Below are 16350 nucleotides of genomic sequence, written 5' to 3' on the forward strand. Positions count from 1 at the left end.
CCGGTGGCTGGCGCGCCGGCTGCTGGCGGTGACATTCGGCGGCGATGCGTCCGAGTGGGCGCTGTCGGCCGCGGAGGATTCGCCGCCGCTGGCGATACATACGAGCGGCGCGGTGGGCGTGCCGGTGTTCGTGTCAATTGCCCATTCCGGCGATCACCTGGCCTGCGCAGTGGCCGATGTGCCGGTTGGCATCGATATCGAGCACCTGCAGCCGCGCAAGCATCTGGACACGCTGATCGAAGCCACCACGACGGAGGCCGAGCGTGCCGCGCTACCCGAACTGTTGCGCGAGAGCGATGCCGATGCGCGTCTCGTGGCGTTTTTTCAACTCTGGACCCTGAAGGAAGCGTGGATCAAGTGCCACGGTGGCAACCTGTTCCAGACCATGATGGGACATGTGGTGGAGGCGCTGCCGGCGCCGATATCCCAGGCCAATGCGGTGACCTGGCGGCGCGATGACGCCGTGCTGGCATTGGCGGCTTCCGCGCCCGTGGACGGACTGAGCTTGCCGGATACCACCGGTTGGCGGCTGCGCGAGCGCGACGCCGCTGACTGATTCCGCTCAGGTCTTTTCCAGCGACGCGCAGGCGGCTCGCAGCATTGGCGCATAGCGGTCGAGGTGCGGCTCGATCCGATAGACCGGACCCGCAATCGAAATCGCGTAGCACTCGCCGGACAGCCGCACCGGCCATGCCAGCGCCCCCACGTCAGGCATCGACTCGCTCAGGTTCACATAGGCGCCGCGTTCGCGCGCCTGCAGCAGATCCGCTTCCAGCGCGGCGGGCGTGGTCAGCGTGCGCGAGGTGAACGCCTGGAAGGGCAGTTGCGCGAGCAGCGTCGCGCGTTCGGCCTCGTCCATCGCCGCCAGCAGGGCCTTGCCGATCGAATTGGCATGAAGCTCGCGGCGCTCGCCGGCCGTGGCGATGTATCGAATTGCATGTGGTGATTCGAGCACATCCAGATACACCACCTCCTGCCCTTCATGCAGTTTGCCGATGACAATGGTTTCGCCGGTGGCGTCACGCAACTCGCTCATCGTGCCATGCACGCGATCCAGCACGGGATCGTGGCGAGCAATCTGCTGCGCCATCGCCAGCAGGCGGCCGGTGGGGTAGTAGCCTTGGCGGCGCGCCGTTTCGTAGAGATAGCCCAGCGAAGTCAGCGTGCGAATCAGCGCCAGACAGCTCGACGCCGGCACGGCCAGCAGGCGGGCCAGTTCCGACAGCGACAACGCCCGGCGCTCGCGTGCGAACGTTTCGATGATTTCGATGACGCGCAGCGCCGTCTTGACGTTCATCGACGACGGTTTGGCAGCGGAAGGGGCGGGGCGCTCTGGCATGGCGGGCGGAGTCTTGGGGCGTCTGAATGTGGCGTCTGATACCCGGCGGACTGTAGCACGGGCCCGAATATCCGGTCGATGTGGCTGGCTGGGTGCTCGCAGTGCCGCAAGCGCAGGTTCCCGGAGTCGGCTAGATTTAAGACTGGAGCGAGTTTGCGCTACATCAAAGCAACAACAACCTCCCCGCTTAGAGTGACGTGTGAGAATCTCCGCCATCCCGGCGGGGACTGCCATTCCAAAAGGAGCCCCACATGTATCGCAACATCATGGTCCCGATCGACGATAGCCACTGCTCGTCCCGCGCGCTGGACGAAGCCGTCCGGCTGGCCCGCGCCACCGGTTCAAATCTCGAGATCATCCATGTCATCGACTACGGTTTCCTTAGGGTGCGCGCGCATGGCGGTGAACTGGAGGAGGAGCACCAGCATCGCGTGGCGGCCGGCAATGCGCTGCTCGTCAAGGCCCGGCACCACGCCGAGCGCGCCGGCATCAAGTTCACCGAGCGGCTGCTCGACGACAAGTCCACGCTCGGCGATGTCGCGAACCGGCTGATCCATGACATCCAGGACAGCAAGCCTGACCTGGTGGTCATCGGCACCCACGGCAAGAGCGGGCTGCAGCGCGTCGTGCTTGGCAGCGTGGCCGAAACCCTGGTGCGCCACGCTTCCGTTCCCGTATTGGTGGTGCGTGGGGACATTCCGCTGGCCGAGGAAGTGACCGCCGGCCAAAGCACCACCTCCGCGTAACTCCCTATCCCAATCCTTGCCCGCTGGAATCGCTAGTGGCCGACCTTGAGGTCGGTCCACGCGCGATTCCACGCCCGCCGCGTGCCGCTGTCGAGGTCGTTCAACTGTTCGAGCCGCTGCCGCTGCGCGGCGCCCGGCGTGATGACCGGGTCGGCCAGCAGGTCTGGCCGGATGAACGCGCGCGCCGCGGCATTCGGATTGCCCGCGCCGATGGCATTAGTGATCTCTGCGGCATTTTCAGGGCGCAACATGAAGTTGATGAACCTGTATGCCAGCGCGGGATGCGGCGCCGTCTTAGTGACCACGAAACTGTCGGCGGTCATGCCATTGCCCTCGCGCTGCAGCGATGACGTGATCGAGAAAGCCCGATGGGTGTTGCGCGCGTCCAACCCGGCCTGATAGACATCGCTCGAATAGCCGAGCACCACCCAGATATTGCCGACCGTAAGCTCGCGGATATAGCTCTGGCTGTTGAACGCTGCCCAGTAGGGCAGCGCGGCGCGGATGGCCGCCTCGGCTTCGCGCAGTTGCGCAGGGTCCGTCGAGTTACCGGAGTGGCCCTTGTAGCGCAACGCGGCCGCGATGACTTCGCGGGGGTCGTCCAGCACGGTGACACGGCCCCGCAGCTTCTCCAGCATGTGCGGGTCGAAGACCAGTGACCATGACGACGCATCGAGCCCCAGAGCGTGCAGGCGTGTGGCGTTGTAGCCGACCAGCGTGATCGTGAAATCGTAGGGCAGGGAATAGACGTTGCCCGGGTCGAGCGGCGTGTTCAGGAACGCCGGGTCGATATTGCGAAGATTCGGGATGGCGTGCTTGTCCAGCGGCCGGAGCAGCCCCAGGCGGATCAGCGCCGGAATGCCGTAGTTGCTCGGACATATCACGTCGAACCCTTGCGCGCCGCCCGCGAGCTTGGCCAGCGCTTCCTCCATCGAACCGAAGTACGTCAGGTTCACGTGACAGGCGCATTCGGACTCGAACCGGGCGATCGTCTCGGGCGACAGCGCGTTGTTCCAGGTGAATACGTTCAGGTCCTCCGTGGCCATGGCCAGGCCGAAGCACCCCGTCAGCGTCAGGCCCACCAGCAGATGGCGCACCTTTGCCCATATACGATGACTCATAGTTGCGCCCTCCAGACGTCGCGCGAAACGCGATAGGCCGTGAGCGACACGGCCAGTGTCAGCATCATGAGGATGGACGAGATCGCATTCACTTCCGGCGTGACCGCGATCCGGATCATCGAGTAAATCTGCAGCGGCAGTGTCGGTTGGCCGGGCCCCGCCGTGAAGAAGGTCACGACAAAGTCGTCCATCGACAGGGTGAAGGCCAGCAACGCGCCCGCGAGGACGCCAGGCAGCATCAGCGGCAGCATGACATGCCACCCGGCCTGAAGCGGCGAGGCGCCGAGATCGCGGGCGGCGTCGATCAGGCTCTCGTCGAGCCCTTCGAGCCTGGCACGGACCACCACGGCAACGAAGCCCACGCAGAACGTGATATGCGACAGCGCCACGGCTGTCAGGCCGAGATCGATATTCACGGCAACAAAGAACAACAGCAGCGACACCCCCATCAATACCTCGGGCATCGCGATTGGCGCGAGCACCAGCGTAGTCAGCAATGGCGGCCGGTAGCGGTGCAGCGCGATGGCGGCGAGCGTGCCGAGCACGCATGACGTGCCTGCTGCGATCGCGCCGATCATCAACGAGTTCCACGCCGCACCCAGCATGTTCGGATCGTTTGCCAGCACGTCATACCAGTGCAGCGTGAAGCCGTCCCATTCCGCGTTCAGGCGCGAGTCATTGAACGAGTAGGCCACGACGATCAGCAGCGGCAGGTACAGGAACGCATAGACCGCGCAGCCCAGGCAGGCCACCCACACAGGCCATCGGGGGCGATTCATGACGATCTCCTGCCAGTGGCCACGGCGGCCGGCGCGGGTTGCGCTGAACGACGGGCGGACCTGCGCGTACCCCGCTGCGAGGCGGCACGCGCCGTGCCCTTCACGCGTGCCGCCAGCGTCGCCAGTCCGATCAACGCCAGCACGATGCCTACCAGCGCCAGCGATAGCGCCGACCCCAGCGGCCAGTCGCGGCTATCGAGGAACTGCTGCTTGATCAGGTTGCCGATCAGGATCGATCGCGTGCCGCCCACCAGTTCAGGCACGGCAAAGATCCCCAGACACGGCGTGAAGACGAGTGCGATGCCCGCGTAGACGCCCGGCAGCGAAAGCGGCCAGATCACCTGCCAGAAGCAATGCCAGCCATTCGCGCCCAGATCGCGCGCGGCATCAAGCAGCAGTGGGTCCTGCTTTTCCAGACTGGCATAGAGCGGCAGGATGAAGAACGGCAGGTGTACGTAGACCAGCACGAGGATGACGGCCGCGGGTGTGTAGAGCGCTTCGACCGGGGCGAAGCCGATCCAGCCGATGAGGCTGTTGACGCCATGCATCAGGTATCCGCGTGGACTCAGGATGATCATCCATGCGTAGATCCGGATCAGGAAGTTCGACCAGAACGGCAGGATCACAAGGATCAGCAGCAGGTCGCGCCGTCGCTTGTCGCTGCGGGCGATCCACCATGCCAGCGGGTAGGCAGCCACCAGGCAGATCGCGGTGGTCAGCGCGGCGTAGCCGGCTGACTTGAGAAACAGTCCGGCATAGAGCGGTTCCTGGATCAACTCGCGGATGTTGTCGAGCGTGAACAGATCCTGCCAGTGCCTGAGCACGGTGAGGGCCGCGGTGGTGGTCAGACCTTGGTCAGGTGGAATCAGCGGCAGCAATCCGCCGGACTCCGCCGGTGTCCGGAATGCCGCCACGATCATGATGGCCGAAGGAATGCCGAAGAAGGCGAGCAGGAAGGCGATGGGGATGCCACAGACAAGCCAGCGGGCCAGCCGATCCGCGCGCGTGATCATGGCTGTCTCTTCGCCTCACCGGCTTAGAAACACGCCGGCGTTGCCGGGCCAGTCGAGCTCGACCCGATCGCCCTGCGTGAACTGCCCGTCGGTCACCGGCCCCGCGTTGGCGACCATCGTTTGCAGCCGGTGTCCGCTGGCAAGCTCGACCGTGTATAGCGTGACATCGCCCTGGTACAGCCGGTCGACGACGGCGCCTTCTAGCATCGGCGCACTGGTGTCGCCGCCCGGCGACGCACCACGTGGCCGCAGCCGGATTTCCTCGGGCCGGATGGCAACGGTGCCACGGCTGCCGATGGTCAGCGCTTGCCCCGCGGGCATGTCGCGCTCGCCCACGCCAGCGATGCGCACGCGCAGGCGCGCCGCGTTCGATTCCGCGACGGTGGCATCCAGCAGATTGCAGGACCCGATGAATCCAGCCACGAATGTCGTGGCCGGCGCACGGTAGATCGCTTCGGGTGTATCGAGCTGGACGATGTGGCCTTCATGCATCACGGCGATGCGCTGCGAGAGTGCCAGTGCGTGGGTTTGATCGTGCGTGACGTAGATGAACGCCACACCCAGTTGCTGCTGCAACGCGATCAACTCATGAAGCATCTGGGTTTGCAGCGCCGCATCGAGCGCGGACAGCGGTTCGTCGAGCAGGAGCAGCCGCGGACGCGCGGCCAGTGCCCTGGCGATGGCCACGCGTTGACGCTGTCCGCCGGAAAGCTCGTGCGGGTAGTAGCGTTCGAAGCCTTGCAGGCGGACGTTTTCGATCAGGCCGCCCAGGCGCCCGTCGATTTCGTGGCGCGGCAATTTCTGCATCCGCAGCGGGAAAGCGATATTGGCGGCCACGGTCATGTGCGGGAAAAGCGCGTAGCTCTGGAAGACCGTGTGCATGGGGCGATGCTCGGGTGGCACGCCCTGAAGGCTCTTGCCGTCAAACAGCACCTCGCCGCTATCGGGCTCGGAGAAACCGCCGAGCAGCCGCAGCAGGGTGGTCTTGCCGCATCCCGAAGGCCCCACGAGCGTGAAGAATTGCCCCGATCCGACATTGAAGCCGATATCGTCAAGGACCAGCCGGCCGCCGAAAGACTTGGACAGGTGATGAACTTCCAGCAGGTCCATGCACGCATTCCTCCCGCGCCGGCGCCGACGATAGCAATGCGGCGTTCAAGGCCACATCCACAACTGCATGATAGAAGCCCGCGCGTGATCTGGCGGCGCCAGCAGCGCAATGTTGGAGGCAAGAGGAGAAGCGTCGTGGCGCGAACGGCCACTAGGCATGAAAGTGCAATTGCCGGTCCACCTTGGGTTGGCAAGGTGGACCGGCAACCGGGTCTGGCGGGACTTCGCGCGCCTGGGCGCGCACGTCGTTACTTCTGGCCGGCGGCAGCGTGAGCAGCCGAGATCGCCGCATCGCGCTCCTTGGCCGCAGCCGCCTTGGCCTCGTTGTAGACCTTCTTCGCTTCGGCAACCTTCCGGTTGTATTCCTTGCGTGCCGCGTTAACCTCTCCGCGCATCTTGACGATGGCGTCATTGCTGCCCTGCGCCGCCGCCCCGGAGGCCGACTGCGCCCAGGCCGGGGCAGTGCAAAGTGTCGCGGAAATCATGATCAGGCTTGCCAGATATCTCATGCGGGTCTCCCGTGGTTGGCGTTTTACACCTTAGCGTGTGATGCGGGCGATCTCTATTGGCCCAAAGACTAACGGTGACGCAGGATGCCCGCCGCAGGAAAGCAAAATACGATAACTCCTTGTGTCGAATCAAAGGGCAATCGGCGTGGGGGAGTATCACGGGTAGTAAGCCATATGCAGTACGTTGGCTGTACTTGGAATGCCTGCCGTAGCGTCTACACTCGACAAACTCCTCACCGTGAAGGCCCTGCCATGTATCTCGCACCTGGAACCGAGCCAGATCGTTCAAGCCCCGCAATTCCCTCTGCGTCGGGAGGTGGCTCGATGCGTCGCCCGGCATCGGGCGAACACGCGATCGACCGGATTGCGGAGCTTTATGGCGCACCCAGGAAACTGGTCGAGCGGGAATTCTGGGACGCCTGGTGCTCACTATCGTCCGATGCGCGGATTCTGGACTACGTCGTGGTGCTGGCGGAGCGGCGCGTCATCAAGGCACTGCGCGGACGATACGCGGCTGGCCCGCACTAACGGGCGTCGTCGGGTCTATCAACCCCGCCTGCCCATTACCAGATAGAGCCCGATTGCGGCCATGGCCATCCCCGGCCATGCGGCGAGCGGAATCGACTCGCCAAGCACCGCGAAGGCGATCACCGCCGTCATCGGCGGCACGAGGAAAAACAGCGCCGATACTCGCGAGGCCTCGCCGTGCCGAATCATCGCCAGCAGCAGCGAAATGGCGATGATCGAATTGCCAATCACCAGGTAGGCCAGCGAGCCGAACAACTCTGGCGTCCATGCCACATGCATCGGTTCGAGCGCATAGGCCAGCGGCGCGGTGATGGCGAGTCCGACGGCGTACTGCACGAGATTCGACGCCACCGGATGCACGGTCGTGCCGAAGCGCTTTTCCCACAGCGTGCCACCCGTCATCGCCAGCAGCGCGAGCAGGGCGAATATCAGCCCGGCAGGGGTGGCCACGTCGATGGACGATCGGGATGTGATGACGATGGCCGCGCCCGTTACGCCCAGTGCCAGCCCAAGCCATCGCACCCGGTCCACGCGTTCGCCGGCAATGGCTGGCGCCAGCAGCCCGATCAGGATCGGCTGTTGTGATGTGACGAGCGCAACCGCGCCGGCCGACATGCCGTGCTTGAGACTCAGATAGGTGAACGAGAAATAGCCGGCCTGAATCAGCAGGCCCACCATGCCTAGATGCAGCCAAGGCTTGATGCCCGACGGGAACGCGGGGCGGATCCAGAGGCAGGGGATGATCAGCAGCCCGACCACGCAGGCATAGCGCAAGGCCAGAAAGGTCAGCGGGTCGGCATGGCGCAGGCCGAGCTTCAGAAAGACGAATCCGCCGGACCAGAGCAGCAGGAACAGTGCGGGCGCTACGCGCAGCCACTGCGTGTTCGGTGTGGCGCCCGGCGTTGCGGCGGGTACCTCATACGTCGGGCGTTCTGACATGCCTGGCTGGCGGGAGCGGGGGATGGGCCGACAGTAGCACTTTCCAGCCCGCGCCGCCTAGCGTGCTTTCCCGATCAGTGCACCGTCATCGACTCGGCTGATTCGGCGGATTCGGCTTTCGCCGCTTGCATAGCCGATGCGCGCGCGGCCGCCAGCCGCCGGTATCGGCCAAGCGCCCACAGCGGGAAGTACGCTGTGTACCCGTGATACTTCAGGTGGAAGATGCGCGGGAAGCCCGGTGCGTTGTGATACGGGTGCATCCAGAAGCCATCCTCGTTCTGCGCCTCGAGCAGATACGCGGCGCCACGATGTACCGAATCCGCGTCGCCTTCGCCGACCGCCATCTGTCCGAGCATGGCCCACGCCGTTTGCTCGGCCATGCTGCCGTCTTCATGCTTGCCGGCCAGTTCCGGGCGGGCATAGCTGTCGTTCGTCTCGCCCCAGCCGCCGTCGGCGTTCTGCTTGCCGCGCAGCCATTGCAAGCCGTTGCGCACCATCGGCAGCTTGCGATCGACACCAGCGAGCCCCAGGCCCGCCAGCACGCTCCAGGTGCCGTAGATGTAGTTGGTGCCCCAGCGTCCCCACCAACTGCCATCAGGCTGCTGCGTGTCGCGCAGGTACTGGATGCAGCGCTCGCGTGCCGTTGCGTCCTGCGGACGCTCGGTGATGCCGAGTGCCAGCAGCACGCGGCCGGAGACGTCCTCGGTTGGCGGATCGAGCAGAGCGCCGTGATCGGCGAACGGGATCGCGTTGAGAAAGTCGCGATCGCAGTTCGCATCGAACGCGCCAAAGCCGCCGTTGCGCGACTGCAGGCCGATGATCCAGTCCAGACAACGCGCCACGGGCATCTCGTAGCGCCCGGGCTGGCCAGTACGCTTGCCACGCGCGTGAAGCATCGCCAGCACGACGGCCGAATCGTCGATGTCCGGGTAGTACGGGTTCTCGTACTGGAATGCCCAGCCGCCAGGCGGCGTGTTGGGCGCAGCATTGCTTTCCCAGTCGCCGCGCAGGTCCAGCACCTGACGGTCAGTGAGCCAGTCATAGGCGCTGGCGATGGCGGCTTCGGTGCGTGCGTCGGGCGGTGCCTGCTCAAGCGCCATCACGCTCCAGGCTGTGTCCCACACCGGCGACAGGCAGGGCTGGCAATAAGACGAACCATCGTCGCGATGGACCACGAGCTTCTTCAGCGCGGCCTTGCACTCCACCCGCAACGGATGATCCTCCGGGTAGTCGAGCAGCACCATCATCTCGTAGCTGTACACCATCGGCGGGAAGATGCCGCCGAAGCCGTCTTCACCGTTCATGCGGGCTTCGGACCATTCCACCGCGCGCTGGATGGCGCGGCGGCGCAATGCACGCGGAATCAGCGGTTCGAGGTGGCGAACCACGCGGTCCGCAATCAGGAACGCGCGCTGCAGCCCACGCTTGCGCGGGAAGTATTCGCGCTCCAGTTCGGGCGGCGTGACGAACAGTTCCTGCACGTGCACGCCAAGCGGATTCTTCGCGGCGGCGCGTATCGAGCACAGCACCAGCAACGGCACCATCGTGGTACGCGCCCAGTAGGCCACCTTGTCCATGTGGATCGGCGCCCAGCGCGGAAACAGCACGAATTCCACTGGCATGAACGGCGTGCCGCGCCACGGAATCTCGCCGAAGGTCGCCAGCAGGATGCGCGTGAACACGTTCGACTTCGCCGCGCCGCCGCGCGCCAGGATGGCTTCGCGCGCTCTGATCATATGCGGGGCATCCGGCGGATCGCCCGCCGCCTTCAATGCGAAGTAGGCCTTGACGCTGCAGGAGATATCGAGATCGCCGCCAAAGTAGAGGTCCCATGCGCCATGGCGGTCGAGCCGTTGCACCGCGCGCAGATACTTCGCCATGCGGGCCTGCAGCGCGGTGTCGATCTCGTCGACGAAGTGCATCATCAGGATGTACTCGGCCGTGATGGTGGCATCGCATTCGAGTTCGAAACACCAGTGGCCGTCGGGGTGCTGGCGGTCCAGCAATGCGTCGCGTGCGCGGACGATCGCAGCATCGAGTTCCGATGCGGGGATTGTTTTTCTGGTCATGCTTGTTGAGGACGGCAGTGCGTCAATTGCTCGAGCCGGCGAACCAGCTCGGCCCGTTGAGCCGGGGGGATGGCGCGATGGCCGAGAAGATCGGCCAGCCAGAGCCCGTCAGCCGCCAGCCGGCACAGGAGCAGGCCGACGGGGTCCTCGCATTGCGCGAGGTCCGTATTCAGGCTGCCGGATTCCCACTCCTGGTAGGGCGTGCGGAACTCGGGACGCGCCATGATGAGCATCATCGCGGCCTTCCACAGCTCGCGTTCGCCGGATTCGGCGAAACCATCGGCGGAGGCGCGCAGATAGGCTCGTGTATTGCGTCCCTGGGCATCGGTATCGGATTCAGCCAGCGTGGCAACCTGGCCGGTGAAATGCTGGAGCACCTTGGCAGACAGGGCTTCCAGCAGTTCCTCCTTGTTTGAGAAGTGATGCTGAAGGCCACCCTTCGACACACCGGCGCGTGTGGCGACAGAGTTGAGGGTGACGGCGCCGATGCCTTCCTCGACCAGCAGGTCGATGGTGGCGGAGAGCAGGCGGTCGCGTATCAGGAGCGGTTGCTTGGGGCGGCGGTGGGCTTCACTCATGGACCCGGAAGATACCATCCGGACGGATTGTTTTCAATTCGTGGACGAATTGCCATGGATTGCGCACCGCCATGAACGTGCGGGAAAAAAGTCCGGGGAAGACCGGCGACCGAGGATCTGGCAGGGGTAAGCTCATGGTCACGGCGCTGGCACGTCCCGAGCAAACCATGCAAGAGCTTGCTTTTCGCACCCTGCTATACCGGTACTTTTTCTTCGACTGGCTGTTCAAGGACGCCAGTCGAGGCGATCTGCGCGAGCGCTCGGCCGCGTGGCGCTTCAACCAGGCGCACGCGCACTGGCTGCTGACCTATTTGCGCCGCTGGGTCTGGTGTGGTGCGCTGTTCTGCCTGCTCGGCGGTTCGATAGAACTGATGCTGAGCGCGCCGGTGCTGTCGGCGTTCTTCTACGTGCCGGGCGTGTTGAGCGTGCCGATCAACGTGGTCATCTGCGTGCTGTGGGTCGGTCTGAAGACGCTCCCCGGGCCGATGTGAAGTCGCCGGTACACCAGGTCTCAGGGTCTCCGCGTCTTCGTGTCTCCGCGTCTTGTTGTCTCACGGTTTCGGTTGGGGCACGCTAGAGAATCCCGCGCGTTTGTGCGAACCATCGCAGAACGGCTTGCTCTCGGAATGGCCACAGCGACATAGCCAGACCTGATCCCCCTCGAACGTGAACGGTACGCCGGCCGGCGTCACGATGGTGATCGGCCCCTTGATGCGGTAGGGCCCGTTGTCCTGCACCGTGACGGTGACTGCCCTGTCGTTACCCTTGTCATCCATGACGTCCCTCCTTCAGGCTCGGTATCTGCCTGCGTGGCCGGAGCCTGTCGGGGACTGTACTCCGAATTTGTCCGCGCGGACGTTCTCCGGACACCTGCATTGCGCACTATGCTGAATTCACCACGGGCTGCGCCGGCGGGTCCGCCGCGCGCCTCTGCCCGGCGCCGTGGTGGCTATTCGAAGGAGAGCGTTTCATGGATATGCAGCAACTCGTTTCTGAATTCCTGGCTTCCGATCACGGCAGCCAGGCGGCCCAGGCGCTGGCCGATCAGGGGGTCAATCCGGCCGATGCGCAGCAGATGCTCGGGCAGGTCGCGGAGACCGCTCACGCGCACGTCGAGGAGCAGGGTGGTGGCCTTATGGGCGACCATGCTGGCAAGAGTTTCTTCGCGGCGTTCGCGGCGGGACTGGTGCATGGCGATGGATTCTTCAAGTCGCTGACCGAGGGGGGTGAAGGCATCCTGACCGGCCGCGTGGCTGAATCGCTCGGCGAGAAAATGGGGCTCGACCCCGGCACGGCGGCGACTGTCGCGGCCGCCGCCACACCGTATATGGTGGCGTTCCTGAAGGAGAAGCTGGCTTGAGCGTTGGACCGCTGTCGGAGTCGATTTGAGCTGGTGCAGGGGCGGTTGCCGCAGCCGCTCGCGCGGGCTGATCGCCGATTTCAATATCGGTCGAAAGAAATGCTTGCGCAAGAGTGGCAGTGTCTATACAATGCGCTCCCTTCAACAGGCTCGTAGCTCAGCTGGTTAGAGCACCACCTTGACATGGTGGGGGTCGTTGGTTCGAGTCCAATCGAGCCTACCAACGCATCACGCAGAAACGGACGGTCGCCATATTTGGCGCCGTCCGTTTTTGTTTTCCGGGTCCGCCGGATACGGCCACGATGACTCGGCCGCGATTACTCCGCTGTCGCGCCGCTGCTCTTGATCAGGCGGGCCATGATGGGCTCCGCCGTTTCGAACGAGCGGCGGAATTCCTCGGGGCTGTTGCCGACCGGTTCCAGCGCCAGCGAGTCGAGCCGCGCCCGCATGGCGGGGGACTGGATCGACGCGCGCGCCTCTGCTTCGACGCGCGACAGGATGGCGGCCGGCGTGCCCGAGCGCGCGAACAGGCCGATCCATGCCGGCGGACGCATCTCCTGGTCCTTCATGCCGGCCTCGGTCATGGTCGGCACGTCGGGCATTTCCTTGATGCGGTTATCGCCCATGACGGCCAGCGCGCGCAGGCGGCCGCTCTTGATCTGCGGCCCGAGTGTGGTGACCGAGCCGATGGCCCAGGCGATATTGCCGGCAAGCATGTCCTGCACCATCGGGGCCTCGCCCTTGTAGGCCACGTGGATCATGTCCAGATGGCGGGTCTGGTTCAGGTGCGCGCCCACCAGATGGGGAAAGCTACCCACCCCATACGAGCCGAAGCTGACCTTGCCCTTGTTCTTTGCCGCCCAGTCCAGAAACTCGGGCACGGTCTTGACAGGCACGTCGCGGCCCACGGCCAGCACGAGCTTGCCGACGCACAGCTCGGAGATGAAGGCCAGGTCGCGGCGCACGTTGTACGGGACATTCGCGTACAGGTAGGGCGTGTTGATCAGCGGCGTCGAATGCGTGAGCAGCAGGGTGTAGCCGTCGGGTGCGGCGCGCGTGACGGCCTGCACCGCGATCACGCCACCGCCACCGGGCTTGTTGTCGACGATGATGGTCTGTCCCAGGCGCTTGCCCATGTCTTCGGCCAGCGCGCGGGCCATGACGTCGGTTGCGCCGCCGGGCGGGCCCGGCACCACGAAGGTGATGGGCCGAGACGGATAGGTCTGCGCCGGGCTGGCCGCGCTCCAGGCCATGATGCCCGCGACGAGCAGTCGTTTGATAAACATTGCGTGTCTCCTTTCTGTGTCCCGGATGTGCGGTGGATCCCTTGTCGCCAAGGTAGCGGACATCCGGCATGCGAGAACCAGCCAAATCGAATGGGCGGGATTGCCCTATCAGGGTCAGTACCGTGACGCCGTGTGTGTCGGTAACCGGGTCTACGCCGGACGGTCGCCGATGATCGTCGCCCGGTTCATGTGGCGCACGGCGGGGAAGTAGTCCTGCACGGCGTAGTGCTGGGTGGACCGGTTGTCCCAGAGCGCCACCGTGTTGGCGCGCCAGCGCAACCGCACCTGGTACTCGGGAGCGGCGGCCTGCCGAAACAGGTACTGCATCAGGTCCATCTCCGCCATGCGGAAATCCGAGCCGATGCGGTACGGTTGCATCCGCGCGTAGTTGGCGAAATGAGTGGTGAAGCCCTCGTTGACGTATAGGATCTTCTCGCCCGTTTCCGGGTGGGTGCGCACGACCGGATGAACCATCGGCGGATACTTGGCACGCATTTCGTCGTAGCGCTCGCCATCCATGCTCTGGCCGAAGGTCGGCATGGCGTCGTGCACGGCCCCGAGTTCGGCGATGCGCGCTTTCACGTCCTCCGGCAAGGCTGCGTAGGCGGCTGCCATGTTGACCCAGATGGTGTCGCCCCCGATCTCGGGACAGTCCACGCAACGCAGCATCGAACCCATCGACGGGAGTTCGCGCCACGACACGTCGGAGTGATACAGGTTCTCCCGGCCGCGCTTGTCGCCGCCGCGCCCGAACACCACCAGCTCCGGATGATCGGGATGGTGGCCGATCATCGGGTGGACCTCCAGTTCGCCGAAGCGCCGCGCGGCGGCGACATGCTGGGCGGGGGTGATGTCCTGATCGCGGAAGAACAGCACCTTGTGCTCGAGCAACGCCTGTCGCAGCGCGCGGTAGGTGGTGTCATCGAGGTTGCCCAGGTCCACGCCGCTGACCTCGGCGCCGATCGTCGGCGTGCAGCGGTGGAGGGTGAAGGGCCGGGCTCTGGTGTCCTCGGCGTTCTTGGTGTCCTCGGTGTCCTTGGTGTCGCTGGTTCGCATGGCAGTCTCCTTGGTGTCTTTTGTCTTGTATTGGGGCAGTCGCTCGTCGCCGGTCAGAAAGCCGTGTCGCCGTCGAGCAGACGCCGCGCGATGGTGCGTCGCTGGATCTCGGAGGTGCCATCGGGAATGCGCATCGTGCGCACGAAGCGGTAGCCGGCCTCGAGTCGCAGTTCGTTGGTCAGACCCATGCCGCCGTGAATCTGCATTGCCCGGTCGAAGACACGCCCGGCCATCTCCGTGGACGATGCCTTGATGATGGAGACCTCCTTGGTGGCGGGCAGATCGTTGTCCACCAGCCAGGCGCAGTGGCGGACCATCGATTTGGTGGCGTAGATGTCCATGGCGCATTCGGCCAGCATGATCTGCACGGCCTGATGGTCGCCGATAGGCTGCCCAAAGGTCTTGCGGACCTTCGCGTAGGCCACGGCCTGTTCCAGCGCCCACTCGGCCAGGCCGAGGCAACTGGCGGCCATGCTCAGGCGACCGGCGTTGACGCCATCGAGCGCCACGGACAGGCCACGGTCGACCGGCCCCAGCCGATGGGTGTCCGGCACGCGCACGTTCTCCAGCGAGATGATGCCGATGTCGGCGCCCAGGTGGCCCATCGTCGGAATCACACTCGGTACCGAGAACCCCGGTGTGCGAGTGGGCAGGAAGAAGCCGGTGATGCCGCCCTTGTGGGCGCGGGCCTTCTCTTCGTCGGTGACGGCGAAGATCATCGCGTAGTCCGCATAGGGCGCGTTGGTGATCCATTGCTTGGTGCCGTTGAGCACCCAGTGGTCGCCATCGCGCGTAGCGCGTGTGCGCATGCCAAAGACGTCCGAGCCGGCATCCGGTTCGGAAAGCCCGAAGCACATCGTCTTGTCGCCGCTGGCCAGTTCAGGCTGCACGGTGTCGAAGACCGACGGATGGAGATGCTTCAGTACCGGCGACAGCCCATTGGTGAATGGGGAGGGCAGCACCACGGTCTGCACCAGATGGCGCTCGGGGCCGCAGTGGGCGTTCAGGCGTTCCTGGATGTAGACGGCGGCCTGCGGCCCCAGCCCGCCACCGCCGAGCGCTTCGGCGGACAGCGCGGTGTAGAAGCCCAGTTCGGCCGATCGCATGCGTACCTGGCGGCGTAGCGCCAGCACCTCCGGGGCATAGCGCCCGTCGGCGGTATAGACCGTGCGTTCGCTGGCCAGCAGGGTGCGATGCTCCTTTTCGAGCGCGACGACTTCACGATCGACAAAGCGGATCAGCGCGTCGCCAAATTCCACCCACTCGCTGGGGATGTCGAAGGTCATGATGCAAGGTCTCCTGATGAGGGTTGGGGTGGGGTTACGTCGATAACGGCGTCGGCGGCGAATGCGCCTTGTCCTGCCGGCATGGCGAATACGGGGTTGACGTCCACGGCCTGCAGGCGCGGGCCAGCGGCGGCCGCGAAGATCGACAGCCGCGACAGCGCTCGGGCAAGCGCCGGGATATCTGCCACCGGGCGTCCGCGCGCGCCCAGCAGCAGCGGCGCGCTCTGGATCGAGCGAATCATGCGTTCGGCTACGTCCTCGCCGAACGGGCAGCGGTGAAAGACCACGTCGCGCAGCACTTCAACGAACACGCCACCGAGGCCGAACATCGCGATGGGGCCAAAGGCGGCGTCCTGCTTGATGCCCATGATGCATTCCACCCCGCCGCTGACCTGCCGTGCGACCAGCACGCCATCGATCCGGGCGTCGGGTGCCGCGTCGCGGGCGCGTTGCATCAACGTGGCAAAGCCGCTGCGCACCGCCGCTTCGTCGCGCACGTCGAGCAGTACGCCACCGATTTCGGACTTGTGCAGGATGTCTGGCGACAGGATCTTCATCACCACCGGGAAGCCCAGCTCGCGCGCGGCGACCACGGCCGCCTCGGCCACGGCGCACGCGCGTTCGGGCACGG

General features: G+C 65.1%; 19 protein-coding genes and 1 tRNA gene. 6 read left to right on the forward strand and 14 right to left on the reverse strand.

The features are described from left to right. Window positions 1-556, forward strand: a 556-nt coding sequence (locus D769_RS27165; protein ID WP_008651522.1) for a 4'-phosphopantetheinyl transferase superfamily protein, incomplete at its 5' end; no start/stop codon positions are given. Between the two features lie 6 nt (window positions 557-562). On the opposite strand, the gene D769_RS27170 is transcribed toward D769_RS27165, so the two are convergent. Further along, complete coding sequence (locus tag D769_RS27170; RefSeq protein ID WP_008651524.1) at window positions 563-1297, reverse strand: IclR family transcriptional regulator; 735 nt, start codon at window positions 1295-1297, stop codon at window positions 563-565. A 293-nt stretch (window positions 1298-1590) separates the two neighbouring features. On the opposite strand from D769_RS27170, the gene D769_RS27175 reads away from it, so the two are divergent. Then, entirely contained in the window at window positions 1591-2085 is a 495-nt protein-coding gene (locus D769_RS27175; protein WP_008651525.1) for a universal stress protein, read from the forward strand. A 32-nt stretch (window positions 2086-2117) separates the two neighbouring features. Here the strand turns inward: D769_RS27175 and D769_RS27180 are convergent, their stop codons facing one another. From D769_RS27180 to D769_RS27200, 5 genes are all read right to left on the reverse strand, one after another. Then, on the reverse strand, window positions 2118-3206 hold the full coding sequence (locus D769_RS27180) for a spermidine/putrescine ABC transporter substrate-binding protein (protein WP_008651527.1): 1089 nt from the start codon (window positions 3204-3206) through the stop codon (window positions 2118-2120). Next, window positions 3203-3985 carry an ABC transporter permease gene (locus tag D769_RS27185; protein WP_008651529.1) on the reverse strand — a complete coding sequence of 261 codons (783 nt, stop codon included), beginning with the start codon at window positions 3983-3985 and terminating at the stop codon, window positions 3203-3205. Before D769_RS27185 ends, D769_RS27180 begins: the two co-directional genes overlap by 4 nt. After that, window positions 3982-4998 carry an ABC transporter permease gene (locus D769_RS27190; protein ID WP_008651531.1) on the reverse strand — a complete coding sequence of 339 codons (1017 nt, stop codon included), beginning with the start codon at window positions 4996-4998 and terminating at the stop codon, window positions 3982-3984. Before D769_RS27190 ends, D769_RS27185 begins: the two co-directional genes overlap by 4 nt. Window positions 4999-5013: 15 nt before the next feature. Continuing rightward, window positions 5014-6108, reverse strand: coding sequence for an ABC transporter ATP-binding protein (locus D769_RS27195; RefSeq protein WP_008651532.1), 1095 nt, complete (start codon window positions 6106-6108; stop codon window positions 5014-5016). A gap of 248 nt (window positions 6109-6356) precedes the next feature. Next, complete coding sequence (locus tag D769_RS27200) at window positions 6357-6617, reverse strand: hypothetical protein (RefSeq protein WP_008651534.1); 261 nt, start codon at window positions 6615-6617, stop codon at window positions 6357-6359. 324 nt (window positions 6618-6941) lie between these two features. Between D769_RS27200 and D769_RS27205 the strand changes: the two genes are divergently transcribed. Continuing rightward, window positions 6942-7145, forward strand: a complete 204-nt coding sequence (locus tag D769_RS27205; RefSeq protein ID WP_008651536.1) for a DUF3562 domain-containing protein — start codon at window positions 6942-6944, stop codon at window positions 7143-7145. A gap of 18 nt (window positions 7146-7163) precedes the next feature. Here the strand turns inward: D769_RS27205 and D769_RS27210 are convergent, their stop codons facing one another. The 3 genes from D769_RS27210 to D769_RS27220 form a co-directional block, all read right to left on the reverse strand. Beyond that, on the reverse strand, window positions 7164-8084 hold the full coding sequence (locus D769_RS27210; RefSeq protein ID WP_008651537.1) for a DMT family transporter: 921 nt from the start codon (window positions 8082-8084) through the stop codon (window positions 7164-7166). 74 nt (window positions 8085-8158) lie between these two features. Beyond that, on the reverse strand, window positions 8159-10153 hold the full coding sequence (gene shc, locus D769_RS27215; RefSeq protein WP_008651538.1) for a squalene--hopene cyclase: 1995 nt from the start codon (window positions 10151-10153) through the stop codon (window positions 8159-8161). Continuing rightward, complete coding sequence (locus D769_RS27220; RefSeq protein WP_008651539.1) at window positions 10150-10731, reverse strand: TetR/AcrR family transcriptional regulator; 582 nt, start codon at window positions 10729-10731, stop codon at window positions 10150-10152. Before D769_RS27220 ends, shc begins: the two co-directional genes overlap by 4 nt. A 167-nt stretch (window positions 10732-10898) precedes the next feature. Between D769_RS27220 and D769_RS27225 the strand changes: the two genes are divergently transcribed. After that, complete coding sequence (locus D769_RS27225; RefSeq protein ID WP_024570806.1) at window positions 10899-11222, forward strand: hypothetical protein; 324 nt, start codon at window positions 10899-10901, stop codon at window positions 11220-11222. A 60-nt stretch (window positions 11223-11282) separates the two neighbouring features. On the opposite strand, the gene D769_RS27230 is transcribed toward D769_RS27225, so the two are convergent. Further along, window positions 11283-11507: a CDGSH iron-sulfur domain-containing protein gene (locus D769_RS27230; protein WP_008651541.1), complete on the reverse strand. Its 225-nt coding sequence runs from the start codon at window positions 11505-11507 to the stop codon at window positions 11283-11285. Window positions 11508-11701: 194 nt separating this feature from the next. On the opposite strand from D769_RS27230, the gene D769_RS27235 reads away from it, so the two are divergent. Both D769_RS27235 and D769_RS27240 read left to right on the forward strand, forming a co-directional pair. Next, window positions 11702-12091, forward strand: coding sequence for a hypothetical protein (locus D769_RS27235; RefSeq protein ID WP_008651542.1), 390 nt, complete (start codon window positions 11702-11704; stop codon window positions 12089-12091). Window positions 12092-12237: 146 nt separating this feature from the next. Then, window positions 12238-12314: transfer RNA gene (locus tag D769_RS27240), tRNA-Val, on the forward strand. 94 nt (window positions 12315-12408) lie between these two features. On the opposite strand, the gene D769_RS27245 is transcribed toward D769_RS27240, so the two are convergent. From D769_RS27245 to D769_RS27260, 4 genes are all read right to left on the reverse strand, one after another. Continuing rightward, window positions 12409-13377 carry a tripartite tricarboxylate transporter substrate binding protein gene (locus D769_RS27245; RefSeq protein WP_008651543.1) on the reverse strand — a complete coding sequence of 323 codons (969 nt, stop codon included), beginning with the start codon at window positions 13375-13377 and terminating at the stop codon, window positions 12409-12411. A gap of 150 nt (window positions 13378-13527) precedes the next feature. Next, complete coding sequence (locus D769_RS27250) at window positions 13528-14433, reverse strand: TauD/TfdA family dioxygenase (RefSeq protein WP_008651544.1); 906 nt, start codon at window positions 14431-14433, stop codon at window positions 13528-13530. Window positions 14434-14486: 53 nt separating this feature from the next. After that, a complete protein-coding gene (locus tag D769_RS27255; RefSeq protein ID WP_008651545.1) occupies window positions 14487-15719 on the reverse strand; it encodes an acyl-CoA dehydrogenase in 1233 nt (410 codons plus the stop codon). After that, on the reverse strand, window positions 15716-16350 hold a 635-nt coding region (locus tag D769_RS27260), incomplete at its 5' end, for an acetate--CoA ligase family protein (RefSeq protein ID WP_193750069.1). The genes D769_RS27255 and D769_RS27260, both read right to left, overlap by 4 nt.

This window comes from Cupriavidus sp. HMR-1 (assembly GCF_000319775.1).
Lineage (GTDB): Bacteria > Pseudomonadota > Gammaproteobacteria > Burkholderiales > Burkholderiaceae > Cupriavidus > Cupriavidus metallidurans.

Excerpts from the sequence above, each read along its gene's own strand:
- D769_RS27185 (WP_008651529.1), bottom strand. The coding sequence starts at position 3,985 with ATGAATCGCCCCCGATGGCCTGTGTGGGTGGCCTGCCTGGGCTGCGCG.
- D769_RS27225 (WP_024570806.1), top strand. The coding sequence starts at position 10,899 with ATGCAAGAGCTTGCTTTTCGCACCCTGCTATACCGGTACTTTTTCTTC.
- D769_RS27200 (WP_008651534.1), bottom strand. The coding sequence starts at position 6,617 with ATGAGATATCTGGCAAGCCTGATCATGATTTCCGCGACACTTTGCACT.
- D769_RS27190 (WP_008651531.1), bottom strand. The coding sequence starts at position 4,998 with ATGATCACGCGCGCGGATCGGCTGGCCCGCTGGCTTGTCTGTGGCATC.
- D769_RS27230 (WP_008651541.1), bottom strand. The coding sequence starts at position 11,507 with ATGGATGACAAGGGTAACGACAGGGCAGTCACCGTCACGGTGCAGGAC.
- D769_RS27220 (WP_008651539.1), bottom strand. The coding sequence starts at position 10,731 with ATGAGTGAAGCCCACCGCCGCCCCAAGCAACCGCTCCTGATACGCGAC.
- D769_RS27245 (WP_008651543.1), bottom strand. The coding sequence starts at position 13,377 with ATGTTTATCAAACGACTGCTCGTCGCGGGCATCATGGCCTGGAGCGCG.
- D769_RS27250 (WP_008651544.1), bottom strand. The coding sequence starts at position 14,433 with ATGCGAACCAGCGACACCAAGGACACCGAGGACACCAAGAACGCCGAG.
- D769_RS27235 (WP_008651542.1), top strand. The coding sequence starts at position 11,702 with ATGGATATGCAGCAACTCGTTTCTGAATTCCTGGCTTCCGATCACGGC.
- D769_RS27205 (WP_008651536.1), top strand. The coding sequence starts at position 6,942 with ATGCGTCGCCCGGCATCGGGCGAACACGCGATCGACCGGATTGCGGAG.
- D769_RS27210 (WP_008651537.1), bottom strand. The coding sequence starts at position 8,084 with ATGTCAGAACGCCCGACGTATGAGGTACCCGCCGCAACGCCGGGCGCC.
- D769_RS27255 (WP_008651545.1), bottom strand. The coding sequence starts at position 15,719 with ATGACCTTCGACATCCCCAGCGAGTGGGTGGAATTTGGCGACGCGCTG.
- shc (WP_008651538.1), bottom strand. The coding sequence starts at position 10,153 with ATGACCAGAAAAACAATCCCCGCATCGGAACTCGATGCTGCGATCGTC.
- D769_RS27170 (WP_008651524.1), bottom strand. The coding sequence starts at position 1,297 with ATGAACGTCAAGACGGCGCTGCGCGTCATCGAAATCATCGAAACGTTC.
- D769_RS27180 (WP_008651527.1), bottom strand. The coding sequence starts at position 3,206 with ATGAGTCATCGTATATGGGCAAAGGTGCGCCATCTGCTGGTGGGCCTG.
- D769_RS27195 (WP_008651532.1), bottom strand. The coding sequence starts at position 6,108 with ATGGACCTGCTGGAAGTTCATCACCTGTCCAAGTCTTTCGGCGGCCGG.
- D769_RS27175 (WP_008651525.1), top strand. The coding sequence starts at position 1,591 with ATGTATCGCAACATCATGGTCCCGATCGACGATAGCCACTGCTCGTCC.